The organism is Acidiluteibacter ferrifornacis (assembly GCF_009909615.1).
In the GTDB taxonomy this organism is placed as follows: domain Bacteria; phylum Bacteroidota; class Bacteroidia; order Flavobacteriales_E; family Vicingaceae; genus Acidiluteibacter; species Acidiluteibacter ferrifornacis.
Map to the genome: position 1 here is coordinate 1 of NZ_WWNE01000003.1, position 13,637 is coordinate 13,637.

General features: G+C 36.7%; 13 protein-coding genes. 1 reads left to right on the forward strand and 12 read right to left on the reverse strand.

Annotated elements, in window-relative coordinates; genetic code table 11:
* Nucleotides 1–146 precede the first annotated feature (146 nt).
* From GQN54_RS00345 to GQN54_RS00375, 7 genes are all read right to left on the reverse strand, one after another.
* Nucleotides 147–1,181 (reverse strand): acyltransferase family protein, encoded by a 1,035-nt coding sequence (locus GQN54_RS00345; RefSeq protein ID WP_160630825.1) that lies wholly within the window; start codon nt 1,179–1,181, stop codon nt 147–149.
* Between the two features lie 160 nt (nt 1,182–1,341).
* Nucleotides 1,342–1,527: a YgaP family membrane protein gene (locus tag GQN54_RS00350; RefSeq protein ID WP_160630827.1), complete on the reverse strand. Its 186-nt coding sequence runs from the start codon at nt 1,525–1,527 to the stop codon at nt 1,342–1,344.
* An 11-nt stretch (nt 1,528–1,538) separates the two neighbouring features.
* Complete coding sequence (locus tag GQN54_RS00355) at nt 1,539–1,844, reverse strand: hypothetical protein (protein ID WP_160630829.1); 306 nt, start codon at nt 1,842–1,844, stop codon at nt 1,539–1,541.
* 14 nt (nt 1,845–1,858) lie between these two features.
* Nucleotides 1,859–5,059, reverse strand: a complete 3,201-nt coding sequence (locus GQN54_RS00360; RefSeq protein WP_160630831.1) for an efflux RND transporter permease subunit — start codon at nt 5,057–5,059, stop codon at nt 1,859–1,861.
* A 21-nt stretch (nt 5,060–5,080) separates the two neighbouring features.
* Entirely contained in the window at nt 5,081–6,160 is a 1,080-nt protein-coding gene (locus GQN54_RS00365; protein ID WP_160630833.1) for an efflux RND transporter periplasmic adaptor subunit, read from the reverse strand.
* 80 nt (nt 6,161–6,240) lie between these two features.
* Nucleotides 6,241–7,554: a TolC family protein gene (locus tag GQN54_RS00370; protein ID WP_160630835.1), complete on the reverse strand. Its 1,314-nt coding sequence runs from the start codon at nt 7,552–7,554 to the stop codon at nt 6,241–6,243.
* Nucleotides 7,555–7,928: 374 nt separating this feature from the next.
* Nucleotides 7,929–8,252, reverse strand: a complete 324-nt coding sequence (locus GQN54_RS00375; RefSeq protein ID WP_160630837.1) for a hypothetical protein — start codon at nt 8,250–8,252, stop codon at nt 7,929–7,931.
* A gap of 103 nt (nt 8,253–8,355) precedes the next feature.
* Here GQN54_RS00375 and GQN54_RS00380 point away from each other — a divergent pair, with 103 nt between their 5' ends.
* On the forward strand, nt 8,356–8,553 hold the full coding sequence (locus GQN54_RS00380; protein WP_160630839.1) for a hypothetical protein: 198 nt from the start codon (nt 8,356–8,358) through the stop codon (nt 8,551–8,553).
* A gap of 154 nt (nt 8,554–8,707) precedes the next feature.
* On the opposite strand, the gene GQN54_RS00385 is transcribed toward GQN54_RS00380, so the two are convergent.
* The 5 genes from GQN54_RS00385 to GQN54_RS00405 all read right to left on the reverse strand — a co-directional run bounded on the left by GQN54_RS00385 (nt 8,708) and on the right by GQN54_RS00405 (nt 13,631).
* Nucleotides 8,708–9,667, reverse strand: coding sequence for a Tll0287-like domain-containing protein (locus tag GQN54_RS00385; RefSeq protein ID WP_160630841.1), 960 nt, complete (start codon nt 9,665–9,667; stop codon nt 8,708–8,710).
* A gap of 95 nt (nt 9,668–9,762) precedes the next feature.
* On the reverse strand, nt 9,763–10,887 hold the full coding sequence (locus GQN54_RS00390; protein WP_160630843.1) for an ABC transporter permease: 1,125 nt from the start codon (nt 10,885–10,887) through the stop codon (nt 9,763–9,765).
* Nucleotides 10,887–11,993, reverse strand: coding sequence for an ABC transporter permease (locus GQN54_RS00395; RefSeq protein WP_160630845.1), 1,107 nt, complete (start codon nt 11,991–11,993; stop codon nt 10,887–10,889). Before GQN54_RS00395 ends, GQN54_RS00390 begins: the two co-directional genes overlap by 1 nt.
* Nucleotides 11,990–12,724, reverse strand: coding sequence for an ABC transporter ATP-binding protein (locus GQN54_RS00400; protein WP_160630847.1), 735 nt, complete (start codon nt 12,722–12,724; stop codon nt 11,990–11,992). The genes GQN54_RS00395 and GQN54_RS00400 overlap by 4 nt, the downstream gene beginning before the upstream one ends.
* A gap of 4 nt (nt 12,725–12,728) precedes the next feature.
* On the reverse strand, nt 12,729–13,631 hold the full coding sequence (locus GQN54_RS00405) for an ABC transporter ATP-binding protein (RefSeq protein WP_317163916.1): 903 nt from the start codon (nt 13,629–13,631) through the stop codon (nt 12,729–12,731).
* Nucleotides 13,632–13,637 lie beyond the last annotated feature (6 nt).

Sequence of the window (13,637 nt, forward strand, 5' to 3'; positions counted from 1 at the left end):
CAAGGAGTAATCAAAAATGATTGCTCCTTTTTTTTGTTCTAATTTTTTAAATGGAAAGTACTGACTGCATTTAAAATAGAATGAATACATTTCAGAACTGATGAACAAGCCACAAAATCATAATAAAAAGGGTGAATTTGTCCCCACTATCCCTTCACAATTCGTTTCCGAAGCTTTCGACCAAAATTGATTGAGGGTTGTTCAATAAGTGAATAGGTAAAATGCGAAAATAAAATTGTAGAACCTAAAACTAATATCACTTTAGCAAAACCACTAAAACTATCCAAAATAGTCACTCTTTGTATTATAAATATCGCTAATGGATGAAACACATAAATCGAATAGCTGACTTTCCCCAGGTACTCCATTATTAGAGATGAATGCTTAAAGTGACAAATTCCTATAAATAGTGATAGTCCTATAAAGTAAGACAGTGTATACTTCAACCAACTTTCATTAAACCCAAAATCATAATTATAACCTAAATAACTTATGATAGGAATCAAAATGCCAAAGAATATAAAATAATAATTCGATAACTTACTAGCATAAAAACTATTACTAATTACATAATATCTGTAATAAGAGCTAAAATACATAAGAGATAAGCTAAGAGGAAGAGCTAAGGGCAACTTAACGATTAATGCATTTCTAACTACAGCCATCACCAAAGAAATTAGTAAAAAAAACACCGATGTTTGAAACAAGAACTTCATATTATTAAGCCTATTAAAAACAAAAGTGAGGGCAATAAGAAAGTAAAATATTAACTCCAGCTGCAAAGTCCAATAAAGACCGATAATATTCTCCACCCCAAAGAACTGCTGTAACATAGTTAAGTTTACTAACAGTTCTTTAAGAGTAAATGTACCCATTAGAATAAATCCCAAGATTGCTGACAACCAGTAAACCGGATAAAGACGAAAAAAGCGTGAGAGAACAAAACTTTTTATAGCATTCCTTCCTTCGCCCCTTATACTGTAAGGAATAACGAAACCACTAGTTAGAAAAAAAAGGATTAAAAAGATTTTGCCTAAATCTAAATACGATTCTGTAAAACTGGCCAAAGTAATGAGATCTAAGCTTTTTTCACTAAAGGATGCGATAGCATGCGCAAACAGCACTCCTATTGCAGCCAATCCTCTAGCACTATCTAAATACCCTAATCGCTCTTGTTTCAATTCAAATCAATTAATTTTCTAAATCTATTCTACAAACAAAAGTAATGTATTTATAAATGTTCAGATTAACATAATCCGATTCAATTGTTGATTGATTACTAAAAAAAGAGCCCATTCTACCTTAGTAAAATGGGCTTATAATACATCTTTACTTATCACATTAATCTTTCACTCCTAATTTTGCTACAATCTTATCCATCAAGCACCATTTAGTAAAAGATGATTGCAATAAATTAACTCCCACAAAGGCTGTAAACCACAACCAAGATTGATCGACATAAACAGCCAGCAACAAACTGATCAATATAAATGTACCTGCTATACCTCTAACTACTCTATTTACCATTTTTTTGAATTTTATATACTACGTTCTATCGGCACTACTACCGCTTTTATTGGATTATTCGTTTCAATATTTTGATTAAATTCTGCAATCAGTTCAAACAAATGATTAATCTTTATATCATCTGTAAAGGAGAAAAACAAATTCGACTCTGCTCCCGACTTTTCACTAGGAAACCAACTAGAAGACATCATCGTAGAAGGCGCGTTTTTATAGCCGTCAATATCTGATTCGCTGTAATTTTCAATCTTAGCTTGCTTGAATAATTTCATCACTTTTTCGTGGTAATCTTCTACCACTGTCACGATTAATAATTTCATCTTTACCTCCTTTTTTAATTGATGTGATTTTTACGTTCTATCATATAGTAAACCAATGGCACTACTAACAATGTCAATACAGTAGAAACAATGGTTCCACCCATTAGAGAAATCGCCAAACCTTGGAATATGGGATCAAATAGGATAACGAATGCACCAATAACTACTGTTCCAGCAGTTAACAAAATCGGTGTCGTCCTTACCGCTCCTGCTTCAATTACTGCTTGCTTCAAACCCACCCCATCTTCCAATCGGATATTGATAAAATCGATCAACAGAACGGAGTTTCGAACCATAATTCCGGCGAGAGCAATCATTCCGATGAATGAAGTAGCAGTAAAAAATGCATCCATCATCCAGTGCCCTAAAACTATCCCAACTAACGATAATGGAATCGCCACCATCATTACAATTGGTGCTTTAAAGTTTTGGAACCATCCTACAATTAAAATGTAAATCATAACAATAACTCCTAAGAATGCAATTCCCAAATCGCGAAATACTTCCAAAGTAATCTGCCATTCTCCATCCCATTTTACTGTAAAATCCTCATTACTTCCAGGCTGAGAAATGTATAGTTCATTGATCCCATAGCCTGCAGGCAGATCCATTTCTTTTAATTTTTCCTCCATCCCAAGAATCGCATAAACTGGACTTTCTAACTCTCCCGCCATATCGGCCAAAACATACACCACTCTTTGTTGATTCTTTCTATAAATCGCCTTGTCCGCAATTTTCTCCTTTATTTCTACCAAATCACCAATACTTACCATGGCTCCTTGATTAGACTTCACCTCCAACTGAGTCACTTCCTGTATGGTAGACTTTTCCTTAGGTGCTAAGGCCAAGATAATTCCAACTTGATCCGCAGCATTCTCATCGTATAGCATAGACACTGCTCGGTTTGAAAGCGCCATATTCATGGTGTATACCACTTGCTGAGGAGCTACACCATAAAGCATTGCCTTTTCTCTGTTCACTATTAATTCGTAGGCTGTTTGATCGGCTTCTACCATCCAATCCACATCCACCACATCGGTGGTGTTTTCCAAAATTGCTTTCACTTGGTTGGCTACTTTTATCTGCTCCCCATAATCAGGACCATAAATCTCAGCTACAATCGTAGACAATACGGGAGGCCCTGGCGGAACTTCTACTACCTTTACATTTGCATTATATTTCTTAGCAATTTCTTGAATATAAGGCCTAAACGCACTTGCTATTTCATGACTCTGAGCTGACCGATCGTGTTTATCCGTCAAGTTCACCTGAATATCAGCAACATTACTTCCTCTACGCACATCATAATGACGAACCAAACCGTTGAACGTAATAGGCGCCGAAGTTCCAACATAGCTTTGGTAATTCACAACCTCTGGTCGTGTAGATAAAAATTGTGCAATTTCCTTCGCTACTAAATCAGTTCGCTCTAAAGTTGTGCCCTCTGGCATATCAATCACCACTTGAAATTCATTCTTATTATCAAATGGCAACATTTTTACAGCAACCGTCTTAGTAAAGAATAAGGCTACTGAACCTAACAATAGCAAAGCCGTAAATCCTAAGAAACCCCAACGTTTGGCTTTATTTTCAATCAATGGTTTTTCAAAGCGTTCGTAAATTCTGTAAATAAATGTGTCAGATATTTCTTTTTCTGGTGCTTTTTCCTTGCCATCTTTCGGCTCCTTTTCTTGTAAGAAAATGTAACCCAAATAAGGCGTAATAGTCAATGCGACAAACAAAGATAGAATCATGGCGATAGAAGCCCCAATTGGCATAGGCGACATATATGGCCCCATCAATCCAGAAACAAAAGCCATCGGCAATACAGACGCAATCACGGTAAACGTAGCCAAAATAGTAGGGTTTCCTACTTCATTAATGGCATACAATGCTGCTTGCTTAAACGGCAATCGCTTCATTTTAAAGTGACGGTGCATGTTCTCCGCAATAATAATGGAATCATCCACAACAATACCAGTCACAAACACCAAGGCAAAAAGCGTAATTCTATTTAAGGTGTAATCCAATAAATAGTAACTCAATAATGTCAATGCAAACGTTACGGGAACGGATAAAAACACCACCAATCCACCTCTCCAGCCCATGGCCAACATTACTACAATGGTTACAGCCACAATGGCGCCTATTAAGTGCATTAGCAATTCCGACACTTTCTGAGAAGCTGTTTCTCCGTAATTTCGAGTGACCTCCACAAATACGTCATTTGGAATCAACGTCGCCTTTAATCCTTCTACTTTATCTAAAATAACATCTGCAATTTTCATGGCATCAGCTCCTTTTCGCTTAGCGATAGAAAGCGTAACCGCTGGATACTCCGATGGAAAATCAGCCGTTTTTGCACTTGCTTGACCAAATCCTAACTGTACATAGTTAACCGGAATTTCAGGGCCATCAACCACCTCAGCTACTTGCTTTAAGTAAATCGGCTGATTTTGCTGAACACCTATGACCAAATTTTCTACATCTTCTACTGTCGATAAGAATAATCCAGTTTCCACAGTGAATTCCCGATCATTTTTAGTGATGTTTCCGCTACTCAATTGCTGATTGTTTGCTTTTAGCATTTCTGCTACACCCAAAAAATCTAAACCTGAAGCAGCCAATTTAGCCGGATTCAACACTACTCTCATTTCTCGGTTTCTTCCACCAATTAAATGCGTCGCAGAAACATCATTCACCTTTTTGATTTCATCGTTCAGCTCCTGTGCGATCTGTTTGATTTGATAATCGTCATAGTTTTCGCTCCAAAGCGTTAAGCTCAACATCGGCACATCATCAATAGATCTCGCTTTCACTAATGGCATGGTGACACCTTTTGGCAGCTCATTCATGTGCTTGTTCATCTCGGTATACAACTTCACGAAAGATCGCTCAATGTCTTCTCCCACATAAAACTGCACAATGATCATGGCTTGCTCTTTCATAGAAGTGGAGTACACATACTCAACACCTTTGATATTAGAAATCATTTTTTCTAATGGTTGAGCCACCCTCGATTCTACTTCCTCAGGGCTTGCCCCTGGGTAACCAATAAAAATATCGGCCATGGCCACATCAATCTGTGGCTCTTCCTCTCTTGGTATCAGAAAGGAACTGTAAACCCCAACCACCATAAATACGACCATCAACAACACTGTTAACTTAGAGTTGATGAATACCTTGGCGATTCTACCTGCTAATCCTTCTTTCATCTTTTCGTTCTTTTCTGATTATTAATAAACAACAGGTGCTCCGTTGTATAATTTACTTTCCGCTGACAAAATCAATTGCTCTCCAGCCGAAAGTCCTGATAAAACCTCTACATGGTCACCTGTCTTTTGCCCCAACTTCAACCACCTTAAAATAGCCGTATTACTTTGGCTTACAGTATAAACTCCAGACAACTGACCTCTCGACACTATAGCTGATTGAGGAATCATTACCACCGAATTAGTCGTAACCTCACTTTTAACTCCAACACCCACTGTTGCAAACATTCCTGATCGTAGTGCTCTACTTTCCTCTGTAATTGAGACGCGTATAGCGTATTGTCCACCTGTATTTTTTGAAGAACTACTCACTTCGGTTACTATTCCTTTTAAGGCCGAATTGATGGAATTAATGTGCACCACTACCTCAGCACCTTGCTTCACTAGTTGAATCTGATTTTCAGGAACCATTGCCGAAACTTCCATTTTACCTGGTTGTTCAATCGCTAACAAAGGCATTCCCGGATTGGCCATATCACCTGCTTCGATAAATCGGTTAGTAATTACACCATCAAAAGGTGCCGTTAAATTCACATATTGCAATTGTGCATTCACTTCACTTTGCTGTTGCTTTGCACCTTCCAATTGCGATTTCATCATTTCATATCGTGTCGTCATGTCGTCCATTTCCTTTTGAGAAATACTGTTCGACTTCATCAAACTTTGAAATCTTTTGTAATCTTTCTCTGCATTTTCAAACCCCGCTTTCGCAGCAGCAATAGCAGCTTTCACTTGCGCACTTTTAGCTTGTAAATCAGCATTATTGATTACCATCAACAATTGCCCTTTTTTAACTTCATCGCCTACCTTCACGTTTACTTTATCCACAAATCCCATCATTCGGGTGCTGATGTTCGCACTGTTGGCAGCAGTTACTTTTCCATTAAAATTGATTGTTGCTATTCCATCAGGATTAGCTACACTTAACACTTCTACCTTCACCGGGTCTTGTGCTACTACAGTGGTTGTTTCTTCCTTTGTTCCACAGCCATAAATTGAAATTCCAGTCAATGCAATGGCAGCTATTGTTATCTTCGTTTTCATATTTTGATTCAATTATTTCTTATACCGATTAAAACGTTAAGACTATTGTTATTAAAATTATATATTGGCTTCCTTAACGGTTAGTTGGTATCAGTTAAGAATGCAAGTGTTGATTGAGCCATATTGTAGGAAAATATGGACTGATAATAGGCCAATTGCATTTGTGCATATTGTGTTTCTGCCATTAACAAGTCGGTTGTTTTCTCCAACCCTTCCTTAAATCTGTTGGTTCGAATTCTCAATACCTCCTTAGCTTGTTGCTCTGCCAATTGGGCTGTTTCAAACTGTCGTTTAGCATCTGCTAATTGTCGCTTCGCTTGATTAATTTCCAATTCACTTTTAGCCACATATTGCTCAAACTCTAGGTCCGCTTTTTGACTATTCGCCCCACTTTGTTTCGTTTTTCCGAATCGCTTAGCACCTTCAAAAACAGTCCAACTCAATTGCGCCCCTAATAAATAGCCATTTGCACTCGCATTAAACAATTGATCGTCGTATAATTGGTAACTACCAAAAGCATTCAATCTTGGTAAAAAGCTCATTTTATCCGACAGGTACATTTTTTTATAGGCTTCTGACGCTAAACTCATCGCTTGAATATCTGCCCGACTTTCAGACAATTGCAACCCTGAAGATTCTGTCAACTGTATGGTTAAAGAATCCGACGGTAGGTAAACCGCTTCAATTGGTTCATTCATGATAAAACCCAAATAGTCGGAAGCATTTTGCAATTGCGATTCTGCCAGACTCAATTGATTTTTTAATTGGTTGACTTGAATTTCAACTGATAAAAAATCGGCTTGCTGCATGTAGCCAGCCTCTAAATTATCTTTGGCTACTTTTTTATTGGCTTCTGCTGTAGCGACTGCTTGCTGCATTACTGCGACAGCTTTGTGTGCCAATTGTAGTTGCATATAAGCCTTATCCACCTCTAGGTGTATGTGATCAATTGATCGATCCCACTGCAATTTGGTGGCTTGCATTTGCATTTTTGCCGCTTGGCGCTGATAAAAACCATCTACATTGATGAGTGGTTGTTCAAAAGCAATGTTGGTTGCGTAATTCTCTGTTTGATCAGGATCATTTAATAATGCTGGATTAAAATCTGCAGCAGTCAGAACCTCTTGATTCAGCTTAGAACCAAATGCCATTAAGGGGTTGGTAGTTACCATTGCAGTGTGAGAAACTGAAATAGTAGGAAGAACCACCGCATTGGCTTGGCTAAAACCTGCCTTTGAACTGTTGTAATTCTGTTCTGCTATTTTGATGGAACTGTTTTGTGCATCTACTTTTGTGAGCACTTCAGCTTTCGTGATTGGAATTCGCTCTGCCGACTGAGCAAAGAGCCCTATCGAAGCAATTCCAAATGACCATAACAATATGTGTTTTTTCATCATAAAATAAATTATGATGCAAAGTTGCGACGAAGTGCAGGGGGAAGTCAGTAACCTTTGTTACCGTGGAGGAAGATTTGTTGGGAATGGGGATTAGATTATCTTTATGGGTACCTAAATAGTAAATAGGTTGCGATTCCAAATATGAAACAAGTTGAAATTATAACATATACGATAAAGGCCTTTTTAGGAAAACTTATTTTTAACTGCTCACTCATATATGGTTTTAAAATGAGTTCTATTACCCAGCCCAAAGTATAAACCACATTCATGCCAAATCCGATAACTAAATAAACAAGATCTCCCACCACAATATCACCTCGTACCATTTCCTATCTGGTCTAGTAATTTTAAGAATATCCATATTTACTTTATTATTCTTTAAGTCTATTAAAATCGGGAAATCTTGGCCAAAACTCGATCAAAACACTATTTCCAACCTCATACTTAATATCTCTAGAATCTCCTAAATAAGACTTTTCCTTTACCATAAACTTATATGAATATGAAAATAGTCTTGTGTTATTTCCTTTGTAGTTTTTCTTATTGATTATCAATCCCTTTTCCGATTCAGAATAATAGTTCAAAATATAGTTCTTAAACTCTCCATTAATTCCAATAAAACTAAAGTATAAGAGCACACCAAAAAATGAAATAATTAACCCTCTTTCAGAAAAATACTTAATAAATCTTCTCACTTTATTAGTTCTAATTTCATTTCCGAAGATAAGAGATAAAATAATAAAATATAATCCCAAACAGACCCGCTCAACATTTTTACCTTAAATCTGTTACAATACTATGAGAAATTTAGCCATAATAACAAGCCTATCATTAACGGTATTACTTTTCATCGTAATGACGCCAACATTAAACATTAGTTTTAACCTGATTTACTTGTTATTCATTGCGGGGAATGGAGTATTTGTCTATTTGGTCTATAAAATTCTAAAAGACGGAAAACCTTCTTCTAAGAAGTTTGATGAAGGTAATTGGTAGAGGATACATCCAAGTAATTATTACTCAAATTTCCAAACTTTTAACCGCAAAGGGACACAAAGAAAAAGGCGCAAAGGACACAAAGAATGGATAACGCAGTCAATAATAATTGTTATATCGATCAATTGCTAGATTAATTAATTCATTAATAAAATCAATCAAACACCACTTTCCACATACCACGCACTTCATCTACTGAATAGCCTGTAGCTTTATCTTCTGGATATTTGGCTTTGATCGCAGCTAAAGTAGAACGCTCAATATCTATCTCTGGCTTACCATGACACTGCATGCACATGGAGTTCGTCATAATTGGGAAATAGAAAAACGTTTTGCCATTTTCTTCTCTTAACACTGGTTCTTGTTCTACTCCATCATTTGCTCTTTGCTTAAATAAACTAAGGGTTGATAACTCATTTTCATTCGCTAAATTATCTTGATTCCTTGGCTTATCCGTCACTCGACTAATCAAAGCATGATGAACTTTAGCCATACTATCAGTAAGCGGGATAGCTTGAATATTACAAAACTCCAATGCGCCAATTGTTCCTTCAGATTGAATCTTTCCCATTAAATTTTTACCTAAAACGGCCTTCGTGCTCAGCGCATATTCTAAACCACGTTCAGCTTTAGTCATTTCTGACTTTTGTTCACCGCCTTTATGCATTTGGTTGCCTTTTCCATGCTTCTTTTTATGTCCTCTAAAATCTCCTGGCCCTTCTATTTCATTGTTATAAATGTAGTCGGCAATCTTCTTCAACGTTTCTTCAGGGAAAGCTTGTTGTGGCATTAAGCCAAAATTAGCAATGGCTCCTGGCATTTTTGCTTTCTCTATGGTGGGATGTTTTATAAACGAAATGAAGGCTTCAGTGAACTCTTCTTCAGTAGTCCCTTCTTTAATGTAATGCTCCTTTACATATTGCATCGGTGGTGCTATTCTTCCTGTTTCCATAGTAGGGTGATGACAAACGTAACAGTTCTTTTTCAATAGAATCGCCCCTTCATGAACCGTTTCCTGCTCTTGGTTATCTGCTAATTGCTCGGTATTATTCGTGGTATTGATACACGCCATAAAAGCTGCGATTCCTAATGTAGCGATGATGTACTTTTTCATTGGTTCAGGTTTGAAATTAGACAATAAAAGTAAGTGTTAAGTTAATCACAAAAAGTAACATTGGTTACACAAGATAAATCTTAAAAAAGAATGTACTAAACTGTTTTCTTATAACTCCACACCGCTAATCCATTCATTAAAATGGCATAGATACTTGTTTTTATAATCTGAGGAAGTATATCTTGAAAAGAAGAACCTTTTAGCATTACCATTCTCATCACCTCTACAAAATACTTAATTGGATTAAAATCAGTCAAGACTTGAGCCCATTTTGGCATGCTTTCTATCGGAGTAAATAAACCACTCATTAAAATAAAAATCACCACAAAAAACCAAGAGATAAACATGGCTTGCTGTTGCGTATCAGTGAAGTTAGAAATAAATAAACCAATGCCCAAAATTACCAAAATATAAATAATTGTATAGCCATACATTAACAGTATACTTCCATTAATTGGAATTGAAAAAATCACCTTTGAAATGACCAGTCCAATCGTCAATAACAACAAGCCTATCAACACAAAAGGAAATAGTTTACCAATAATAAATTGATGTTTTTTAATGGGTGTCACATTGATCTGCTCTAAAGTTCCAATTTCTTTTTCACGCACGATATTCATCCCAGATAAGAAAAGGGTAATCATGGTCACAATTAAAACTAAGATTCCTGGAACCATAAAGGTTTTGTAATTCAAGGTTTCATTGTACCAAAAAGATGGAATGGTCAATAAATTTTTAGGAAGCATTTCTGAAGGCAAGTTTCCTTGAATCAATTCTGCTCGAATCGCATTATTATAGGTTGAAACTACTTGCTGAATGTAAAAATTAGTCACACCTGCTGCCGCTCCATCTATGGCATTAATTTGTAACCCTAAATTGACCTTTTGCTCTTTCAATAAATCCCGCTCAAAATGAGAAGGGATGGTTATAATAACATCGATATCGCCATTGAGCATCGCCGAATTCGCTAACTGTTGTGATGGGAATTGATCCTTCACTTGAAAATATGTGGAAGCTGTAAACTTATCCATCAAGCCATCAGAAGTGGAAGAATGATCAAAATCAACGTAGCCTACTTTTATATTTTTAATCTCAAAAGTAGCCGCATTTGAAAGTATGATTAACTGAATTAACGGCAACACAAAAATCAAAGGTAACATTCCTTTGTTTCTAAAGATTTGCTTAAACTCCTTCTGAATAATATATCGTATCGTATTCATTACTCTAGTCTTATTTTATATTTACGAATACTTAATAGGATGAAAAATACAGTCATGCCCAATAAAATCAGTGTTTCTTTCCAAAGGTAGAGTAGACCTACGCCTTTTAGCATTACACCCTTTATGATGATAATAAACCACTTGGCAGGAATGATATTACTAATCACTTGCAGCGGAAGCGGCATACTGTTAATTGGAAAAATAAAACCGGACAGAAGAATTACTGGCAACATTAACCCCATTAAGGAAATCATCATGGCAGTTTGTTGCGTTTTAGACATCGTAGAAATTAGAATTCCCAATGAGAGTGAAGTAATGATAAATAATACACTTTCTAAGCCCAATAAAAAGAAACTCCCCTGAACTGGCATTTTAAATATAAATATGCTGAGCAGAATAATTACCAAGGCATTAATGATCGACAAGAACACGTAAGGAATGACTTTTCCAATAATTACTTGGTAAGGTTTAAGTGGAGATACTAATAGAATCTCCATAGTTCCCAATTCTTTTTCTTTGGTGATGGAAATGGAGGTCATCATGGCTGAAACGAGCATTAAAATGATCGTCATCACACCGGGAACGAACATAAATACACTCTTGATCTCTGGATTAAATACCATTCTACTTTCCGGTACAATTTGAAAAGGTAGTTGAATGTCTTGATTGATTTCTTTGGCGTAATTCTGTGTAATGGAGGTGATATAATTGTTAATGGTATTAGCCGTGTTGGGGTCGGTTGCGTCAGTTAATAATTGGATTTTAGCGATGCCCGCGTTTCTCATTTGCTGATCAAAATCCTTTTCGAAAACAATGACCGCTTTTACTTTTCCCTTTTTAAAAATGGATTCCACCTCGTTTTGCGACTCCAATAATTGAGTTACGGTAAAGTAGCTAGATGCACTAATTTTATTGACGATGGTGTTGGTCGAAACGTCTTTTGACAAATCTAAAACGACCACATTTACATTATTAATTTCGTTGGTAATGGCAAATCCAAATAACATAATTTGGGCAATAGGCATCCCAAACAGAATGAACAACGATCGCCGATCTCTGAAAATGTGGTAGAATTCCTTCTTTATAAATCCGATAAACTTTTTCACCCTCTCGCGAGTTTTAAAAATACATCGTTCATATTGTCCGCTTTAAACTGTTCTTTCAATTTCTGCGGTGTGTCTAGCGCTTCTATTTTGCCATTTACCATAATGGAAACTCGGTTACAATATTCCGCTTCATCCATGTAATGCGTGGTTACAAATATGGTCGTTCCTTCATCAGCTGCTTTGTAAATCATCTCCCAAAACTGCCTGCGTGTGATTGGATCTACGCCACCAGTTGGTTCATCCAGAAATACAATTTTTGGTTCATGTAGCATGGCCACAGAAAACGATATTTTTTGCTTCCAACCTAATGGCAAGGAACCTACGAGTTGATTTTTAACATCTTCTAATCCTAACTCTTCGATAAGTTGATTGGATTTATTTTTTATCTGCTGACGCTTTAATCCATAAATACCTCCAAAGAAGGTGATGTTTTCACGAACAGTTAAGTCATCATACAGCGCGAATTTTTGACTCATATAACCGATGTTTTTCTTGATGTCTTCAGCAGAGGTAAACACATCAAAACCGGCGACTTTTGCCTTTCCAGAAGTTGGTGTAGAAATTCCGATCAACATTTTCATTGCCGTGGTTTTTCCTGCTCCATTCGCTCCTAAAAAGCCAAATATTTCGCCACGCTTTACAACGAATGAAATTTCATTCACCGCCTTAAAGTCACCAAACGCTTTCGTTAGTCCTTCTACTTCAATTATATTTTCGTCTCTAACGCTCATTTCTCTAATTCGCTAATTCCATAAAAGCATCTTCTATGGTTGCAGGCGTAGGCTGAATTACAATTTCCTTCAACCCATTGTGTGCTAAATAAGCATGTAAATCTTCTTGTTTAAACTCTCCAGATTGATCTGTATAATGCACATATTCTCCGAAAGGATACACACTATGTGCAGTTGGATACGCCTTTAATAATGAAATAAGTTGGTGCGGATTAGAAGCTTTTACATCATAAATTACATGCTGGTGCTTGGCTACAATTTCCTCAGGACTATTAATATCTAGAATTTTACCATCTTGAATCAGCGCAATCCGATCACACAATGCCGCTTCATCCATATAAGGCGTAGAAACTAAAATCGTAATTCCTTTTTGCTGCAATCGTTTTAACATTTCCCAAAACTCTTTCCGAGAAACAGGATCGACACCAGTGGTTGGTTCATCCAAAAACAACACTTTAGGCTGATGAATTAACGCACAGCACAAGGCTAATTTCTGTTTCATTCCACCGGAAAGTGCGCCTGCCCTTCTATTTTTAAACGGCTCTATCTGAACGTAGATATCTTCAATTAAATGGTAATTCTCTGCAACCGTAGTATCAAATATGGTCGCAAAAAAGGTCAAATTCTCTTCCACGGTTAAATCCTGATAAAGCGAAAACTTACCGGGCATATATCCGACACTGTTCCGAATATCGTTCATTCCGTCAATCACATCAAAACCAAAAACGGAAGCACTTCCTTCATCTGCCACCAATAAAGTGGTTAGGATTCTGAAAAGCGTCGTTTTTCCTGCACCGTCAGGCCCAATTAATCCAAATAGCTCGCCTTGTGCTACTTCAAAACTAATTTGATCTAACGCTTGTACTTTTTTAAACGATTTTGATATGTTCCGAACGGAAATGCTCACTATTTC